Raw genomic sequence first — 18126 nt, 5'->3', positions numbered from 1 at the left:
CGTATGATATGGGAAAAACTCATATCATACGGATTTTTTTCCTGGAATCTGATTCAGGAAATCACGATCTAATTTCTCAGAATCCACTGATCCATATTCTCATATTCTTAAATATTCAGAATCTTTAGATATTCAGAAGGTCGCTGAACACTTTCAATGCTCCGTCTGTCTCATGTGCAAGCACACGCTTTGCGAGAACCTTACCAAGCTGAACACCTTCCTGATCGAAGCTGTTTACATTCCATACAAATCCCTGGAACATAACTTTATTCTCAAAGTGAGCAAGAAGAGCTCCGAGAGCCTCCGGTGTGAGTGCCTCACCAATAATGATACTGGACGGGCGTCCACCTTCAAAGTTCTTATTTTTATTCTCATCAGCTTTTCCACATGCAAAGGCTACGATCTGTGCAGCTACATTCGCACATAACTTCTGCTGGCTTGTGCTGTCCTGGATCACTACATCTGTTCCGATCTGACTGTTCTTAAATCCGATAAACTGAAGCGGCACGATATCCGTTCCCTGATGAAGCAACTGATAGAAAGAATGCTGTCCATTGGTTCCCGGCTCTCCGAAAATAACCGGTCCGGTCGGATAATCTACCGGCCCACCAAAGCGGTTTACAGATTTACCGTTAGACTCCATATCCAACTGCTGCAAATGTGCCGGGAAACGGCTCAGAGCCTGTGAATATGGAAGAATTGCTGTGCTTGGATATCCCAGTACATTACGCTCGTAAACTCCGATCAGAGCATCCAGCATTGCCGGGTTCTGTAATACATCCTGATTCAGAGAAAGCTTGTCTTCCTCTGCCGCACCCTTTAAGAATGCTGCAAATACTTCCGGTCCAAATGCCAGTGAAAGAACTGCCCCGCCAACTGCAGATGTTGAAGAATAACGTCCTCCGATATAATCATCCATGAAGAAAGCTGCAAGATAGTCATCACTCTTTGCAAGCGGTGAAGTCTCACTTGTAACAGCGATCATATGCTTCGATGCATCCAGTCCTGCATTCTTCAGGGCATCCTTTACAAAAGATTCATTTGTCAGCGTTTCCAGTGTTGTACCGGACTTGGAAACCAGTACGAAAATAGAATGTGCCACGTCGATGGAATTCAGAACTGCTGCCGCATCATCCGGGTCAACATTGCTGATGAACTTTGCTTCCATCTTAAATGTATCATTCTTCTTTGCCCAGTTTTCAAGTGCAAGATACATTGCACGCGGACCAAGGTCACTACCACCGATACCAATCTGAACAACTGTAGTAAATTTCTCACCTGCCGCATTGGTAATCTCACCGTTATGTACTTTATTTGCGAACTCTGCAATTCTCTCCTGCTGCTCTACATAAAAAGCTCTCTTGTCCACGCCATCAGCCTCAACGGCCTCTCCAAGCTGTCCACGGGTCATATGATGAAGTACGAGACGTTTCTCTCCGGTATTGATCACTTCTCCATTGTAAAGAGCTGCAAACTTCTCTCCAAGCTGAGCTTCCTCTGCCAGCTTTACAAGTGCATCGAGAACTTTCTCATCCACCTGCTTTGCAGCATAATTATAAGCAAGTCCTGCTGCCATCGGGATGCTGTAATTCTTCACACGTTCAGCACCATTCTCTCCTGTCATTGCAGATACGAGATCTACCCGTTCTGTCTCTGAAAGAGTCTGAAATGAAGCCAGAGTATTTAAGTTGTTCCAGGTAACCATAATAGTTTCCTCCTTAATAAAACTTTATTTATTGCCATTGTCTTCTAGTCTTATTGATTATACTATTAAAAGGTTCTTAATTCAAGACTTGCAAATTCCGGCAAAAGAAAAACCTGAAGAATACTTTATCTTCAGGTTTTGAGAGGCGCAGACCGGATTTGAACCGGTGCATCAGGGTGTTGCAGACCCACGCCTTACCGCTTGGCTACTGCGCCACAAATGAAATTGTGAATACATGATGCTTCTGCTTCATGTAAGTGACCCCGACGGGAATCGAACCCGTGTTACCGCCGTGAAAGGGCGATGTCTTAACCGCTTGACCACGGGGCCATATGCGGCCACCGCTATCGCAGTGACCGTTGACTATAATATCATATTGTTGGGGAGAATGCAAGAGGTTTTTTTATTTTTTATAAGTGCCTTTTGCTTTTTTCTATTCATGGCATACCTCCGGATGACTTTGAAATGAATTATTCTGGAACAACTTCAACGTTATATTCCAGATTTTCTATCACTTTTCTGACGAGTGTCTCTGTATTAGATCCTGCTGGGACATGAATTTTTAACCCATCCGCACATAAATCAAAATTGTATTCATCTATAGTTTCAAGTGTACTTGGCAAATAAATGTCGGTAAGGCTTTCACAATTTTCTATCGAACGTTCTCCCAATTCTTTTAAACCCTCCGGCAGACGAACTTCTTTTATTTTAGGGCATTCATAAATACAATAATCTCCCATCGTTTCTATTCCATTAATCTCTAATTTTCTCAATGCAGTTGCACCATAAAAAGCTTGATCTTCTATTATTTTTAAACTTTCCGGCAGTATAATCTCTTCAACAACTTCATTAGAAAATAAATATCTATTCAATACACTTACCTTTTTTTCGTCAATTGTATCAGGAATTTCTACAATTTTAGCCTTATCTTCATTGTCATATCCTTCAATTTCAAGTGTTCCGTCATCTAGTATAATCCACGCAAATTAGAAGCCTGTTTCAAATTAGCATTTTATGCTAATTCTAGATAGACTTTCTCTTTCGTGAAATTGGTTTTGGTGCTTTTTTGTTTTTGTTTTCTGCTGAAGCAGCTTTTGCATTTACAACCTCATACACTATGGAATCAATATCTTCTTGAGAAAGATCGATGGTATCCATTTTATATGTCCATTTGTATGGCACAGGTTCTTTGTTGATTTCATCAAAGTATCTGTAGATTCTATCTTCGAGTTCTTTCTTGCTTTCCACACGGATTCCACCCAGCATCTGCTTTGTCATTTTACTGAAAAAACCTTCAATCATGTTTAACCAGGAACCATGTTTGGGTGTAAATACAAACTCAAAACGTCCAGAAACCGTATTCAGATATTCCTGGGTTTCTTTGGAGGTATGTGCAGAGTGATTATCCAGAATAATCCGAATCATATCGCCCTTTGGATATTTTTCATCAAGTTTCTTTAGAAAAGTCACAAAGTCAGAACTTTTATGAGTTTCACTTACTAATGGAATTGCTTCTCCTGAGAGCAAATCAATCGCTGCAAGCAGGGAGAGGGTTCCCAGCCTGACATACTCATAATCTCGCTGATAGCCATTCCTTTTATCTGTATTCGGAATCGGTGGACGGTCTTCACCTGTGGTAGCAATTGCCTGAATTCCTGGCTTTTCATCATAAGACAGGGTATGTACGGCATCTTTCTCAAAGGGAATCAGTTTTCCATCCTTGTCAAACTGCATTTCAATCTGCTTGTAGATAACAAGGACATCATGCATTTTTGCATCAAACTCAGGATCCCGTCTTTCGCAGTAATAGGACACCTGAAACGGTTTGATCCTTGCATTGCTCAGAATTTTCCGAAGCGTTGTTTCAGCTACTGTTGCCATACGAGGATGCCCTTCCGTTTCTGCTATAGAGTTGATGAATTTCCTGAAACTCATGGGATACCAGAATTCAGCAGAATAGCCGTAATCCTTCGGTTTTTGGCAGGCTTTACTGATTACCCAGGTGATATCGTCATCGGTGATTTCCGTTTTTCTTCCACGGCCTTTGTTATCACGTAAAGAAGCTTCAACACCGTTCTCTTTAAATTTGTTAAGACAACGTTTTACCACACTGATTCCAATATCCAGTTTGTCAGCAATTGCTTCGTTAGATGCACCCTCAGATTTGAGCAGAAGGATCCTAGCACGTTGATAAACGCGAATTTCCAAAGTGCTCTGAGTCAGCAGTTTATTTAAGTAAGATTTATCATCGTCTGTTAAAGAAATAGTTTTAATTGTATTAGGCATAATTGGCACCTCCGATGGTTCAATTATACCATAATAGGAATGTGAATTAAAATAGTTTGTTATTTAAAGTGGATTATACTAGCTCATAATAATCAAATGTCACATCATCCTCATTTTTTTCATCTGCATCCTTCTTTGTTACAACTTCTTCTTTGTTACAACTTCTTCTTTTGTATTACTTCCCTGGTCAGAACTACTGCCGCATCCTGAAAAGCAGGTCACACTTACTGCAATTAATAAACTAACTAAAATTTTCTTCCTCATTTTCACTTTCTCCTCTTTTAATAGCCTTTGTATGCCTTATATTTTATCTGTCCGATAATTCCATCTGATACACTTCCTGAATAATCCGATGTAAGCGGCAGATTTAACATTAATGGCTCTACCTTTAAATTTGCTTCTGCTGAATAATAGACATTCGCTTTTTTCATAACAAAACCGGAATTATTACTGATCTTTTGTCCCATATTTGCCTGTATAACATCAGCAATTCTGGCATATACCGCGTATTCATTATTGCCTGTTAATTTTGTAAATAAAATCAGTTTCAGATAATCACTGTAAAAGAACCCTTTTCCAGAAACTGCTTTTTCGCTATATCCTGCATAAGTCCATGTCAACTGATCTTTATTTTTTACTAATTCCACCGGCATTCTATTTTTTAAGTATTGCATATCACTTGCAGTCTCTGCTGCCGTTAATCCTAAAACTACAACTAACTTAAATAACGGAGCAGGAATAATACCACTGGAAGCACTCTCTATTGCAATCGCCATACCACTTAATGTACCATCATTCCAATTTTCCTGAAATTCCGGCGGCAGATTCAAGGCATACCGGATAGCAAAAATAGTTCCATACGCTGATTTTTTATTTTTTTCATTGGAATTTCCATAAATGATATACTCCACTTCATTTCCATAAGAATAGTTATTGGAACTATTGATCATCTTATTGGTTAATGTCTTATTCTCCGAAAAAGTTACTGCCTCATTATTCCAGGCTTCTGACTGTGTATTATAATTACTTTCATAATTTGAAAGATTCACTCCACCACCGCACAGATGATATTTTCCCTCTTTTTCAAACGTATCATAGCTAAACATATTCATAATGTAGTCCAGTGTATAGAGGTCATCTCGCAGGTCAACCGCCGTCTGACTGACTGTACCTGAAAAATCCGAGAACAGTCCTGATACAATTGATGCCCCCTTCGATGCCTTTACTTTTCCATCAGTAAACCCCTCCTGGAGTAATGCCGCATAAGCCGCTGATGGTCTGTCCGCTATATCCTTAATTTCATTACCTGTATCTGAATTTGCCTGATTAGCATCTTTTACTTCATCATCATGTTTTTTTCTTCCTCTTCTTTATCCCTTTCAGCCTGTTTCTTATTTTCTTCGCTATACTTTTTAAATTGTTCGCTCATCCAATTATAAAAATCTGGCTTTCTTCCTTTAATTTCTCAGGTATTTTTTCCTGATATAACTTCGGAACAATTTTTAATACTGCCAAGGTAATCCCTCCTTCCTTTTACAGAAAATCTGCAATTTGGTATAAATCTTCATTATTTGAGTAGTATTGATCTGTCGCTTCTATCAATCGTTCATTATTTTCACCCAAGTATTTAATGGTAGTTTCAACTTTCTTATGCCCCAGGGCAAAACGAATGTCATTCAAATCCCATCCTTCTTTTCTTCTTTCCTCCGCAAAATAGTGTCGGAGCTGATGCGGATGGGAATTGATATCCGTTTTTTTGGATAGCCTTTTCAACATGCTATACACAGAATCCGCATCTAATAGCTCTCCTTTGTTTTTTCCAGTTAATTTTGTAAATAGATACTCCGAGTTCATCAGACTTTTTCGGTTATCAGAACGGGATATTCTTCTAAAAAAATACGGGAACGAAAAAAGATAATTGCAGACAATGGATTTTCTTTGGATCTCTCTACTGTTCAGGTGCATGAAAAGTTTTTTTCTACCTTAATGCGTGGACTTTCCATGATGACAAGTATATCATGTAATGTACAAAGTCCGCTCGCATATAAAAGGTAAGTGCAAAATAATTCGACGGATTGTGTTGCCCTAAAAATCAATCCATAATAATCATTAGAGAATGCAAGCATTTCACTTTATTTTCTCTTGCTAGAAATGATAGATGCGAGCATTTTACTCTATTCAAGTTATGGAGGTGTGCTCATGAGAAGCAAAAGAATACCTGCTGAAGAACAATACCGTCTCATCATGGAATGCCGTCAAAGTGGATTGACAGATCATCAATGGTGTGTAGAACATGATATCAAGCCAGGAACTTTTTACAACTGGGTAAAAAGACTGCGTCAGAAAGGTTGTGTGGATTTACCGGCGTCAACTAGACGCACCTATTGTGCACCAGAAAGCCAGGAAGTTGTCAGAGTGGATTTTCATGATACTGACCCGATTCCTTATGAACAGCCATTAAATGTAATTCCGGCAACTACGGAAAGAAATAACCTTTCTGTAGCAGAGCCAATGAAGCTGTCTGTAGGAAGCTTTCATCTAACAATACCAACTCTTCTCATTATATAACTTTCCAAAATTCCATACATTTTATTTAGTTCGTATAAAACTGAGCAAGCCTGTCTGCTCAGTAACAAAATGTCAATAATTTTTTAATCACTTTTTTCCGAAAATGGGTAAAAAATAGAGCACACAGGATATTTCCCTATATGCTCTGCTCTCATGTTAAATTTTTGAATTCTACAAACTGAAAGTTTACAATTTCTTTATAGGATGCCTAATGACCGTTTTCCATTTTTCTGGGGCAACCTTTCTTGCATCAGACAGATATATTTCATGATGTAATCTTTCCATATTCATATCATTAACATATCCATTCTGCTCCAAATAAGCATCCATAAGTGCAACAGTTGCAGGTTCATCATCAAATGCCCCCAAGTGCATTATTTGAACACACAATCCCTCATCAATGGTCAAAAACTCTGCCGATGAACAGTCTATTTTTTTCTTTTTAGCTGCTGTTTCAACAGCCCATTCAAAATCTTTTTGATTCACAAAATCAGGCAGGCGGATAACTGAAATCCAATTAAATGAATCTTTATCTGCATAATTTACACCATGTATATTTTCCTGCCACCAGAATCCTTCAAGTGGTGGAACTACATATTCAAAAAATCCTGCAATTTTATAATCTGTCTTGTAACTCATTCTCAAAGTATATGCAACCGCATATAATACACTAATTGCCTGCTGATATGCCCCGCCTTCTTCGTTTGGATTACCCTTTCCTCTGACTGCAATATAATTTGCTTTTGGGACTGTTACAATCGCTGGTTTATTTTTAGGCATATAAAACTCTTTATATTCTTTCTTAAAATCAAAAGCCATAACTACCTCCTTAAACTTAAGTTGTTACTTTCTGCATAGCGTGTTTCCCAAAATGATAATCACCACGACATCAACCACAATGATTCCCACTGCAATATATATAAAAAATGCAGAAAGAAAGTTTTCAAACAAACCCATAATTAATATAAGAATTGCTATAATAGACATTCCAATTCCCGTTGTTCTGCATAACTTCTTTTCATCATACTTTTCCTTTTCTTCTTTTGAAGCCATATTGTATCCAGAAATAAACCAACTTCCGTGCCCAGAAAGTAAAATTATAGAAAGTACAGCAAATACCACAAAGACAGTCCATATTATCCAGTCTGGACCCGTAGCTAAATCTGCTAATTTCATATAAATGCCCTCCTTAACTTCCGATTTTCTCAATTCTCCAAACTTGAAGTTGTAGGTTTCTTTGCTATTATATCTTTAAAATTCGTTTTGCTTTCGCATTAACAAATTGGATAATCGGGCCTGAAATGATAACTGTAATGATTGTGCATATGCCAAACTTCCCGCCAAGCAAAACACCTATTATCACAACCAGAATATCTAATGCTATTCGAACAATTTTAACTTGCCAGTTGTTCTTTTCTGCCAAGGCAAAAGTAACTGCTTCATAAGAGCCACGACCAAGTGAGGCAGACGCATATAGTCCGGTCCCGACAGCAAACAAAATAACACCCAGCAACATGATAAAGAAGTTGAACCATCGATATGTACTGTAGACATGGCAGGTGGCAAATACATCCACACAGGTGCTGTATACAATTTGATATAGCACCGTCCCAATATGGATTTGACTTTTATCGTAAATTAATGCAAACAAAATCATCCCCACTGCTACAACAAAAGATGCCATACCGATGCTCAAGTGAAACGTTTCAGCGATACCCTGCCATAGCACTGCGAGCGTGGCGCCACCAAATCCTGCATACAGTGCAAGTGTAATGCCATAGGCTGCAACAATGGAACCTATCACAATAATTATCAATTTCTTTAATAAGTCCCGCAATAGCAAGGATTCCCTTTTGTGCTTATCAAACATCATAATTCCTCTATTCTACAAATTTCGATTGAGATTTCACCTGTTTTAAGCAATTTAACAACTGTTATATTTTGTTATTAAATTCTCCGCAAACCCTTGAAAACACTGAATTTATCACAGGCGAGCTTTCCCTTATTGTTTCCCTTGTGTTATATCGTCCCACCAGTGTTTACGAACTCTGATAAGGGAAAATACAAGGGCAAAAAAATTATATAAAATAGTATAACATAAAATAAAAGTGACATGGTGAACTGATTGAAATGCTTCTGATTTTTGTAGCAAATAATTGATTGAACGATAAGGAGATAAGATACGATGAGAACAATATTTGCAGAATACAATCCCGGACGAAACAGCATTGATGTTTATACCTCTGTTGGCTATATGCTCCGCATTGACTGTTGGGAAGCTGAAAAGGACTTAAAAACCACATCAGGATCAGACTGTGCATTAAACGCACTCGCCATTGATGATCCTCTTGAATATGCAAGATTATATCTTGATGGAAATTTGCAGATGTGGGTAGATGCGGAAGACTCATTAGATATTTTTTAATTTTTAAACAAATACAACAGTTTAAATAACTATTAGCTACAATATTTCCGGAAAATTCATCATGGGATAAAGTTGGCTGGGTAATTTCAAATCTTTCCAAAAGTTTATACCCGCACTTTTCTCCATCCGACAGCATCTGTACAATTTCCAGCCGGTTCGCATCGCCCAAAGCCTTGCATATCAAAGCCACATCCATTGCATTCATATTGACACCTCACATTGATCATTGTCTATGTTCAATATAATATATACATAGATATTTGCCAATGTATGTGTTTTAAAAAAGAGAATCAAGTTTTTGATTCTCTTCATACATTCATTATAGCTTTTATCATCCATTTTATTTGCCCCAAACAGCCGCTGCATTCGACCTTACAAGCAGTTCTTCCACAGGCAGACCGATCGGACAAATATCATGACAAGATAACGACTTCCCGCATCCCTCAAAATATTTCTTCTTATATTCAGCAGAAATCTCATTCAAATGAGTGCTTTCCTGTTCTTCATTCAGAATCCGAAATGCGTTGACTGCAGCAACAGTGCCTGCGAAAGTCCCATTTGCAGAGAAGTTAGGACACACTTCAAGGCAGCAGCCACACATCAGACAGCGTGCCGACTGGTATCTCGGTTCATGTGTCCACGAACTCATATAAGCTTCACTTTCAAGCCAAAGGTTCAGTTTTTTCAAATTTTCAAACAGATTTGACCGGTCAACGATCAAATCTCTTACAAGCGGAAATTTGCTTAAAGGTTCCAAGGTGATTGTAGAACCTTTTAACATATGTAGAAATGTAGAGCATGCCAGCCTCGGACGTTCGTTAATCAGCATGGCGCAAGCCCCACATTTTCGCACCATACAGCTACATTCCCAACTGATGGGAGTAACTATAGTTCCTGAGTTATCTTTCAAAGGAGTTCTACTGTTCAATTCCTTTAGAACAGTGGCAACAGAGCTGTTTTTGCTTCCGTCAAACTCAAATTCCTGCCAATAACTATCTGATTTCTGACTCTCCTGCCGCCTGATTTTTATTTTATATACCAAGTGAATCACCGCCTTTCTGGAACAGGTACAAAGGAAATCTGTATCTGCTTTCCATCAAATCTGGCTACCGTTGTTTTAAGGTAATCATTGTCATTGCTCTTCGGATAATCCTCCCGCCAGTGTGCACCACGGCTTTCTTTTCTTGCAAGAGCACTCTTTAGAACTGCCATGCCAAGCAATGGAAGATTTCCTGTCAGCGCTTGTACCGTTTGAATCCCATTTAACAACGTATTCTCATTTCTGACAACGCCCATAGTCTCCTGCATCACTTTGTTTAATTGCTTTATTTCTGAAATTTGAGACGCTGGTGGAAAATCTATCTGTGTCGCACAAGATAGATCTACTACATCTGCCTGTTCGCATGCTGATTTTGCCGCAACACGTCCTCCGTATAACGCTCCTAACAGAGAATTTCCACCAAGACGGTTGGCACCATGATATTGGGCACAGCATTCTCCGGCAGCGTAAAGATTCTGAATCGGCGTTCTGTGCTGCTCATCCACCAGAATACCTCCCATAAAATAGTGAATTCCCGGTAAAACAGACACCGGTTCCTTTCGTATATCTTTATGCAAATAGGTCATACAATCGTCTGCCAGACCAGATAGCTTATTTGAAATAATCTCCTCCGATATTTCCGTCATGTCAAGAAATACCTCTGATTCATGGCTGACCTTCCATATCTCTCTGGCGGTAATATCTCGTGGCATCAGATTTCCAAGCTCCGGGTATTTTTCCTCCATGAAATACCATTGTTTTCCATCTTTCATGGCAAACAACCTGCCACCTTCCCCTCTGGCCGCCTCGCTGATGAGCATGCGTTTTCCACCACATTTCACAGTTGTCGGATGATACTGGATCATCTCGCCATTTGACAGAGGAACACCAAGCCGGAACAATTCTGCGGTGACTTCTCCTGTATTGCTCAGCGAACCCGTTGTATTTCCAAACAATCCGTGCATACCACCGGTGGCAACAATAACCGCATCCCCCGGTAATTCCACAGTCTCCTGACTGTATTCATCCCTGATTACGCAGCCACAACAAATATTGCCACACAGACGAAGTGTTAGGAAAGAATGATGGCTGAACCGTTCTACCATACCAGATGCTTCTTTCCTGCGAACAGCGTCTATCATAGCTGTCATGATCTGCTTCCCGGTATCGCTCTGTGCAAAAGCAGTCCGTTTCTTTTTCTGCCCGCCAAAATTTCGCAGATCCACATCATCATAGCCACTCATGTTAAATTTAACTCCAAGTTTTAGCAGCCAGTGCACCAGCTCCGGTGCTGCCTGTGTCATTCCCCAAACTGCATTTGGATCTGCCAGACCACATGCTGCCTTTATTGTATCTGTAAAATGTTCTTCGGGACTGTCGTTTTCATCTTTTGTATTCAAAGCTGCGTTGATACCGCCCTCCGCCATAACAGACTGTGCCCGCTCTGACGGAAGGGAGGAAACCAATTTTACATTGCATCCATTTTCCGCTGCCTGCAAAGCCGCTGAAAGTCCTGCCAGTCCAGCACCTATAATAATAATTGTCTTACTCATAGATATTGCCACCCAATATAATAGAAAATAACTGCGCCCGCTATAAACAGAAGGAGCACCGAAAGAATCAAATAAATATCACCCCTTCGTTCTTTATAACTGATGATTCCCAGCGATACGAGCAATGGGCGGATATTGATAAAAATATGAACAAAGATTGCCGCCACGAACGAAAGCTGAGTTACCATCTTTACCGTTGTAAAAGGGAACAAAATATATGTCCCATTCTGCACCTTTCCAAACAAGCCAATATGGAAGAACAGCAGGATCAGTATTGCCAGCCCACTGGCTCGTCTCGCCCAGAATATGGCGTTCTGTTTCAGATACATTTTTCCGGATTGCTTCGCTGTCTGTAAACTCTGAACTGTCAGGATGACACCAATCACCGTATGCACAACAAGAATACCAACACCAATCCATGCAAGAAGTTTCCCTGCACTACTTCCAACTCCGTTCAGCATAAAGCTTCCCATGATTCCATGAATCATAAAAATGAGAAGCATTAAAACAGACAAAATCGTATTCCATTTTCTCATAAATTCCCGCTCACCTCATTTCTTCGCTGTCCATGATCATATAGTCCATCTGTGATAACGTTGTAACGTCAATAAAATCATCCGATGCCAGGAATACATCATACTTTCCACTTACCACTCTTGATAGCATCATTGTGTTACTGTACTCTTTCAGATCTACGGAAAAACCGGCCTGTTTCAATCTGTCACAAAGTTTCTTAGCATAACTGACAAGCGGATAATCCGTCTCAGATACATATAACCGAAAACTAATGTCCGTTTTCATGAGATCTGTTTCATTTGTTTCCGAATCGTCCAGTGCCAATTCTTTTAATTTATTCCGGGTGTTCTCGTTGTCGAGACCATCTGACATCATATTAATACCGAGAACATAAGAGCCTTCCAACTGTGCGGAGGCTTGAGCCGCCTTTTTTGACTTCGGTGTTGCTCCTGTGACTGCATCAATCATAGAAGGCGGTGAATGTAAAATGGCACCAAAACCTACAAGAAAAACAATCGTAACAACTAACAGAATCAGTTTTCGTTTCACATTCCCACCTCATTTCCTATTCTTTCAAAATTCTCATTGCGTTCAAAACAGCAATTATGGTAACGCCTACATCACCAAATACAGCTTCCCACATTCCCGCAATACCAAGAGCGCCAAGAATCAGGAACACACTTTTAATCCCAAGAGCAATCACTATATTCTGCATGACAATCTGTTTTGTCGCTTTTGCTACTTCAATCGCGTCCACCAGCTTAGACGGTTCATCTGTCATCAGAACTACATCTGCTGCTTCAATGGCCGCATCCGAACCAAGCCCACCCATTGCAATACCAACATCTGCACGGGCAAGGACAGGAGCGTCATTGATACCATCACCAACAAAAGCCAATTTGCTTCCCGGTCTCTTTTTACTATCTAAAAGCTCAACCTTTTCCATTTTTTGGTCAGGAAGCAGCTGTGCATAATATTCATCCAACTGCAATTCTTCTGCAACGGACTTCCCAATTTTTTCATCATCACCGGTAAGCATGACTGTTTTTTCCACGCCGATATGTTTCAGGTCAGAAATTGCTTTTTTACTGTCCGGCTTCACTTCATCTGTTATCAAAATACATCCTGCATATTGACCATCTACCGCCAAATAAACTTTTGTACCTGCGTTTTCACAGGTTGTGTACTCTATACATTCTGTATCCATAAGTTTCGTATTGCCAGCAAAAACTTTCTTTTCCCCTGCCATTACACTGATTCCATATCCTGAAATTTCCTTATAATCAGAAATCACTGACTGATCAATTTCTTTTCCATAAGCAGCAAGAATGGATTTTGCAATAGGATGGTTAGAAAAACTCTCTGCCTCTGCCGCATACTCCAGAACCTGTTCTTTTGAAAATCCATTTGCAGGCAAAATATCCGTCACATTGAAAACACCTTTTGTAAGTGTTCCGGTTTTATCGAACACAATAGTGCTGACATTATTAAGTGCCTCTAAATAATTGCTTCCTTTTACAAGAACACCTCGTTTAGATGCTGCACCAATGCCGCCGAAGAAAGTCAGCGGGATTGAAATAACCAATGCACATGGACAAGATACCACAAGGAAAACAAATCCTCTGCGAATCCACTCTGTCCAGCCTCCGCCAAGAATGATCGGTGGCAGAATCGCCAGAAAAGCTGCTAAGATTACAACCACAGGTGTATAATAACGTGCAAATGTAGTAATAAAATTTTCTGTTGGTGCTTTTCGGCTTGACGCATTTTCCACAAGATCAATAATCTTTGAAGCCGTAGATTCACCAAATGCTTTTGTTGTCTTAATCATTAAGACACCCGTCTGATTCATACAACCGGAAAGTGCTTCGTCTCCTTTATGAACACTTCTCGGAACTGATTCTCCTGTTAAGGTGCTTGTATCCAGCATAGAATCTCCATCCAATACCACACCGTCTAATGGAATTTTTTCACCAGGCTTTACAATAATAATCTCACCAATGGAGACATTTTCTGGAGATATGGTAATCAATTCCCCATTTCTTCTTACTGTAGCAGAATCTGGACGTATATCCATTAAGTCTGATATAGATTTTCTGGAACGCTTAACAGCCAATGACTGAAAAAATTCACCTACCTGATAGAATAGCATAACAGCAACTGCTTCTGGATATTCACCAATGACAAAAGCCCCAATCGTAGAAACACTCATCAAAAAATGTTCATCAAATACACGCCCCTTTGAAATGTTCCTCACAGCCTGCCATACAACATCTCCACCAAGAATAACATAAGAAACAATGAGAAAAGCTAACTCGATAGGCAGTGGCACTTTCGCAAAAACAGTCAATGCCATACCAATGGCATAGATTGCTGCACCAGTCGCTAAACGAACTGTCAACTTCTTATCCTCATTGTTATAGGATTCATTGGCCTCCTGCTTTTTTTCCGGTATATAAGATTCCTGTACAATTTCAGAAACTTCCACATCTGGCTCATGGCTATGAACAATCGTTTCAATCTGACTGGCTATCGTATCTGCGGCTGTCTGAGCAACATTGATTGTAAGCGTCTGCTTCATCAGATTTACCACTGAGGATTGCACTCCATCCAACTCTCCGACTTCTTTTTCAATTTTTGCGGAACAATTCGGACAGTCCAACCCTTTTAGTAGAAATATGCGTTTCATGATAATCTCCTTACAATTTGTTTAGTTGTTCAATTACTCAACTATAATGTTAAAAAATATTATTTCTGCCAAAGATGCTCAAATCCCTTGTCAATAATCTCTTTCACATGATCATCTGCCAACGAGTAGTAAACTATCTGTGCTTCTTTTCGGAATTTTACCAGATTCGCTAGGCGTAATGCCTTTAACTGATGCGAAATTGCAGATTTTGTTACCCCCAGTAGCACTGCAAGATCACATACACACATCTCACTCTGTTCTAGAGCGTGTAAGATTTGTACTCTAGTTCCATCTCCAAATAGCTTAAACAAAGAAGCCAACTGGATATAATCATCTTTTAGCTGCATCTTGGATTTCACATCATTCACAATATCCTCATGAATTACATCGCAATTACAAATATAAGACGTTTTTGACATATGTTCACCTCCAAATAATAATAGTTGAACAATTAATCAACTATTATTATACTTATTTTTAAATTTATGTCAATAAGCTGATGTTAGTTCCCCATAAATTTTACAATTAAAACCAGCTCTTTATTCTTTTCTTAATCTTTTTTCCCAGTATACCGTTTTGGCTTTCTTGTCACACTTCCTGTAAATTCCAAATTTGTAACGCTGAGTTTATATGTAATTGTCATGGTTTCCATATTTTTTAGAACACATACCATTTCATTCGTTAATTCCGGCAAGCGTTTTAAACACGGAAGTTTCCTTTTGGCATTTGCATATACATGTCTTGCGTCAAAATAGAACTGATTTTTTGTAAGAATAGATTTTTTTGCATTATTATAAAAATCCTTGGCCGAAAGTCTTGTCTCCACTCCTGTTAAATGTAGAAAGTGATGCCTTAATGGCAAGCCTTTGTACATTCTCCTTAAACAACTCTACATATTGTTATTAACTTTAATCAATAAAGAAATAATTCAAGTTTGTTATCGTTAAGAAAATAGGAAGTTAGCGATTTCTTTTTCCGGTATTCTCTGTCCCACGGATTTCCTCATGATAGAAATAATCTACGATCACTGGATGTCCCTGCGGGACTCTGCCATAAGGCATTTCATTATCCACAAAGGCACAATCATACTTCTTAGCCATTTTCTCAGCTTTTACTTCAAGTGCTTCAAAGTAGCTGCGGTTATGCTTGTTATAGATCTCGTCGTAAAGTGGTACAAGATCAGGATATTTTCCGGCGATATAATCCATAATCGTCTTTTTGAAGCCGCCCCGAAGATTGAGATTTTCGAGCCAGAACAGATCGCACTGATCCTTTACCCGCTCAAAGATTGCTTCAAAATCCGTGATACCGGGGAATACCGGGGATACGAAACAGACTGTGCGGATACCTGCCTCATATACCTGCTTCATAGCAGCGATACGGTGCTCAATGCTCGAAGCAGAATCCATATCGTTCTTGAAATTTTCATCTAGTGTGTTGATCGACCATGAAACGGTTACACGTCCAAGCTTCTTCAACAGATCAATATCCCGTACCACAAAATCCGACTTTGTGCAGATCAGAATATCTGCGTCACTGCCGATCAGCTGCTCCAGAAGTTTTCTGGTATTCCCGAATTGTTCCTCCTGTGGATTGTAGCCATCTGTCACAGAACCGATGACCACCCGCTGTCCGGCATATTTCTTCGGATTTTTAATTTCCGGCCAATGCTTCACATCAAGGAAAGTGCCCCATTCCTCCTTGTGCCCGGTAAAGCGCTTCATAAAAGAAGCATAGCAATACTTGCAGGCATGTGTACAGCCCACATAGGGATTGACCGAGTAACCGCCTACCGGCAGACTAGACTTAGTCATGATGTTCTTTGTTTCCACCTCACGAATGAGGATTCCATTTATTACTTCTTCCATGATTTTTGTACCTCTAACACTTTATTAAATTCTTCCGGCATTTCCTGAATCATATTTTCATCCCCTATGATAGGGACAAGGTCTTCCTTCATAAACACCGGAATGCCGAGCTTATGTGCCTGGTCCGCCAGAGACCATGCCCATTCCGGCTCCGTATGAATCTTCCTGCTCTGAGCTCCGGTCATGGTGCCCACAACGATCCAATTGATTCCGGAAAGGTCAACTGTGCCGGGATCGTCGAATAACGGTTCAAAGGTAACATGGTAATGTTTTGCTCTGACGTTTTTCCGAAGGGCGTCGATACGCCACAGTTCTGCTTTCCTCGTCACCGTAACGCCAAACCATGTGTTTTCCAGATCGGTATCAAAATCCAGCAAATCAGGTCGCTTGGTAAGGAACAGGAATTGATGCTGTGGATTTTCACGGATCTTTGCAAATACCTCGTCTCTCCATTCCGGCTTCCATCCGGAAAGATCGCTCATGCCGGTAAGAAGAAAGTTCTGCGGACGTTTCTTTTCCATCATCTTGAGCTTACCCGGAAAGAATTCAGGGGCAGCGAAGTCATCAATCATATGCCAGCGTTTCACGTTGTTGCGGGCATAGCAATATGTACACCCCACTGTGCAGCCAATGATGATATTCATGTTCTGAATCTGATCTTTGATACAAATACTCATGACTTCTGCCACTCCTCAAGATTCTTTCTGATGCGGTCGAGACATTTCTCAAACCGGGTAATTTCTTCCTCTGAAAAACCTTTGTAGTAAATACTGCCCATCTCATCAGATACAGAATCGTACTCGCCCTTTAAGGCATGTGCTTTCTCAGTCAGAAACAGGAGTGTTTTCCTTTTGTCCGTTTCAGACTGAACACGGCTTATCAGCCCTTGATTTTCCATTCTTTCCAGCATCGTAGTAAGAGATGTTATCGCTAATCCGCATTTAGTCGAGAGTGATCTGATTGAGATACCATCCTCCTGCCACAGCACATAAAGAATACGTCCCTGGGCTCCATTAAACGCATCAATATTCTTTTCACTGAGAATCTTCTCAAAAATCCGGTCTCCAAGCTGTTTTATTTTTGTGACAAGAAATCCTCCATTCATTTCCATATAAAAGCTCCTATATAGTAGTTTATTAAAAACATACTATATAGGAGCTTTATTGTCAAGAGTTTATATGTCTTAATAGGTAAATTCCATTTTTTTCAATTCTCCAAACTGAAAGTTCCTATAATATCACTTGCCATTCAAAGCATATCATATTTTTAACAATATTTCTATTCACATCAATTCTGGATATGCACTTATTCTTTGTATTTACTATATTTCCGGTTGATTTACTTCTATTACCAGCATCCGGTTAATCTTCTCCTGCATTGTTTCCTTTGCATCTTCATTGAAATAATAACGGACCCCATAGACTGTCTGCCCGATTTCCTTTGTAAATGTGTTCCCCTCTGTTTTTGTATGCACCAT

The 18126-nt window shown here is 39.7% G+C and carries 22 protein-coding genes, 2 tRNA genes and 1 pseudogene; 2 read left to right on the top strand and 23 right to left on the bottom strand.

Going from position 1 to position 18126, the window contains the following annotated elements:
* Nucleotides 1-124: 124 nt before the first annotated feature.
* From NQ541_RS00355 to NQ541_RS00320, 8 genes are all read right to left on the bottom strand, one after another.
* Nucleotides 125-1705 (bottom strand): glucose-6-phosphate isomerase, encoded by a 1581-nt coding sequence (locus NQ541_RS00355; protein WP_005608587.1) that lies wholly within the window; start codon nt 1703-1705, stop codon nt 125-127.
* A 143-nt stretch (nt 1706-1848) separates the two neighbouring features.
* Nucleotides 1849-1920: transfer RNA gene (locus NQ541_RS00350), tRNA-Cys, on the bottom strand.
* 43 nt (nt 1921-1963) lie between these two features.
* Nucleotides 1964-2035, bottom strand: a tRNA-Glu gene (locus tag NQ541_RS00345).
* A 140-nt stretch (nt 2036-2175) separates the two neighbouring features.
* A complete protein-coding gene (locus NQ541_RS00340; RefSeq protein WP_005608584.1) occupies nt 2176-2577 on the bottom strand; it encodes a leucine-rich repeat domain-containing protein in 402 nt (133 codons plus the stop codon).
* A 151-nt stretch (nt 2578-2728) separates the two neighbouring features.
* Nucleotides 2729-3991, bottom strand: a complete 1263-nt coding sequence (locus NQ541_RS00335; protein WP_005608582.1) for an IS630 family transposase — start codon at nt 3989-3991, stop codon at nt 2729-2731.
* A gap of 138 nt (nt 3992-4129) precedes the next feature.
* On the bottom strand, nt 4130-4255 hold the full coding sequence (locus NQ541_RS00330; RefSeq protein WP_005608580.1) for a hypothetical protein: 126 nt from the start codon (nt 4253-4255) through the stop codon (nt 4130-4132).
* A gap of 17 nt (nt 4256-4272) precedes the next feature.
* Nucleotides 4273-5103 carry a DUF5702 domain-containing protein gene (locus NQ541_RS00325; protein ID WP_005608578.1) on the bottom strand — a complete coding sequence of 277 codons (831 nt, stop codon included), beginning with the start codon at nt 5101-5103 and terminating at the stop codon, nt 4273-4275.
* Nucleotides 5104-5524: 421 nt separating this feature from the next.
* Nucleotides 5525-5845: a tyrosine-type recombinase/integrase gene (locus NQ541_RS00320; RefSeq protein WP_005608577.1), complete on the bottom strand. Its 321-nt coding sequence runs from the start codon at nt 5843-5845 to the stop codon at nt 5525-5527.
* A 345-nt stretch (nt 5846-6190) separates the two neighbouring features.
* Here NQ541_RS00320 and tnpA point away from each other — a divergent pair, with 345 nt between their 5' ends.
* Nucleotides 6191-6559 carry an IS66 family insertion sequence element accessory protein TnpA gene (gene tnpA, locus NQ541_RS00315; protein WP_187115612.1) on the top strand — a complete coding sequence of 123 codons (369 nt, stop codon included), beginning with the start codon at nt 6191-6193 and terminating at the stop codon, nt 6557-6559.
* 186 nt (nt 6560-6745) lie between these two features.
* Here tnpA and NQ541_RS00310 read toward each other — a convergent pair whose 3' ends face one another.
* From NQ541_RS00310 to NQ541_RS00300, 3 genes are all read right to left on the bottom strand, one after another.
* Nucleotides 6746-7378 carry a GyrI-like domain-containing protein gene (locus NQ541_RS00310; protein WP_005608572.1) on the bottom strand — a complete coding sequence of 211 codons (633 nt, stop codon included), beginning with the start codon at nt 7376-7378 and terminating at the stop codon, nt 6746-6748.
* 24 nt (nt 7379-7402) lie between these two features.
* Complete coding sequence (locus NQ541_RS00305) at nt 7403-7735, bottom strand: DUF3784 domain-containing protein (protein ID WP_005608571.1); 333 nt, start codon at nt 7733-7735, stop codon at nt 7403-7405.
* A 67-nt stretch (nt 7736-7802) separates the two neighbouring features.
* The gene (locus tag NQ541_RS00300) at nt 7803-8432 is read right to left on the bottom strand and encodes a YczE/YyaS/YitT family protein (protein ID WP_005608570.1); all 630 of its coding nucleotides are present in this window, start codon (nt 8430-8432) and stop codon (nt 7803-7805) included.
* Between the two features lie 312 nt (nt 8433-8744).
* Between NQ541_RS00300 and NQ541_RS00295 the strand changes: the two genes are divergently transcribed.
* Nucleotides 8745-8984 (top strand): DUF6061 family protein, encoded by a 240-nt coding sequence (locus NQ541_RS00295; protein WP_005608569.1) that lies wholly within the window; start codon nt 8745-8747, stop codon nt 8982-8984.
* 73 nt (nt 8985-9057) lie between these two features.
* Here NQ541_RS00295 and NQ541_RS13035 read toward each other — a convergent pair.
* The 12 genes and pseudogenes from NQ541_RS13035 to NQ541_RS00235 all read right to left on the bottom strand — a co-directional run.
* Nucleotides 9058-9180 (bottom strand): annotated as a pseudogene (locus NQ541_RS13035) (ArsR family transcriptional regulator); the annotation flags it as partial.
* Between the two features lie 144 nt (nt 9181-9324).
* Nucleotides 9325-10035, bottom strand: a complete 711-nt coding sequence (locus NQ541_RS00285; protein ID WP_005608566.1) for a succinate dehydrogenase/fumarate reductase iron-sulfur subunit — start codon at nt 10033-10035, stop codon at nt 9325-9327.
* Nucleotides 10032-11576, bottom strand: coding sequence for an FAD-binding protein (locus NQ541_RS00280; RefSeq protein WP_005608565.1), 1545 nt, complete (start codon nt 11574-11576; stop codon nt 10032-10034). Before NQ541_RS00280 ends, NQ541_RS00285 begins: the two co-directional genes overlap by 4 nt.
* A complete protein-coding gene (locus NQ541_RS00275) occupies nt 11573-12112 on the bottom strand; it encodes a hypothetical protein (protein ID WP_005608563.1) in 540 nt (179 codons plus the stop codon). Before NQ541_RS00275 ends, NQ541_RS00280 begins: the two co-directional genes overlap by 4 nt.
* Nucleotides 12113-12122: 10 nt before the next feature.
* Nucleotides 12123-12641 (bottom strand): DUF6921 family protein, encoded by a 519-nt coding sequence (locus NQ541_RS00270; RefSeq protein WP_005608562.1) that lies wholly within the window; start codon nt 12639-12641, stop codon nt 12123-12125.
* A gap of 16 nt (nt 12642-12657) precedes the next feature.
* Nucleotides 12658-14781, bottom strand: a complete 2124-nt coding sequence (locus tag NQ541_RS00265; protein WP_005608560.1) for a heavy metal translocating P-type ATPase — start codon at nt 14779-14781, stop codon at nt 12658-12660.
* Nucleotides 14782-14840: 59 nt separating this feature from the next.
* Nucleotides 14841-15200, bottom strand: a complete 360-nt coding sequence (locus NQ541_RS00260) for an ArsR/SmtB family transcription factor (protein WP_005608558.1) — start codon at nt 15198-15200, stop codon at nt 14841-14843.
* 131 nt (nt 15201-15331) lie between these two features.
* A complete protein-coding gene (locus tag NQ541_RS13030) occupies nt 15332-15655 on the bottom strand; it encodes a PBECR4 domain-containing protein (protein WP_005608556.1) in 324 nt (107 codons plus the stop codon).
* Nucleotides 15656-15740: 85 nt separating this feature from the next.
* Nucleotides 15741-16649, bottom strand: a complete 909-nt coding sequence (locus NQ541_RS00250; protein WP_005608554.1) for a radical SAM mobile pair protein B — start codon at nt 16647-16649, stop codon at nt 15741-15743.
* The gene (locus NQ541_RS00245; RefSeq protein WP_005608552.1) at nt 16637-17326 is read right to left on the bottom strand and encodes a radical SAM mobile pair protein A; all 690 of its coding nucleotides are present in this window, start codon (nt 17324-17326) and stop codon (nt 16637-16639) included. Before NQ541_RS00245 ends, NQ541_RS00250 begins: the two co-directional genes overlap by 13 nt.
* Nucleotides 17323-17760, bottom strand: coding sequence for a radical SAM mobile pair system MarR family transcriptional regulator (locus NQ541_RS00240; protein ID WP_005608550.1), 438 nt, complete (start codon nt 17758-17760; stop codon nt 17323-17325). The genes NQ541_RS00245 and NQ541_RS00240 overlap by 4 nt, the downstream gene beginning before the upstream one ends.
* Nucleotides 17761-17970: 210 nt before the next feature.
* Complete coding sequence (locus tag NQ541_RS00235; RefSeq protein ID WP_005608549.1) at nt 17971-18126, bottom strand: transposon-encoded TnpW family protein; 156 nt, start codon at nt 18124-18126, stop codon at nt 17971-17973.

The sequence above is a fragment of the [Ruminococcus] lactaris ATCC 29176 genome (genome assembly GCF_025152405.1).
Taxonomy (GTDB): Bacteria; Bacillota; Clostridia; order Lachnospirales; family Lachnospiraceae; genus Mediterraneibacter; species Mediterraneibacter lactaris.
Note: the sequence above shows the minus strand (reverse complement) of the source record. Positions and strands in the feature narration are given on the sequence as shown.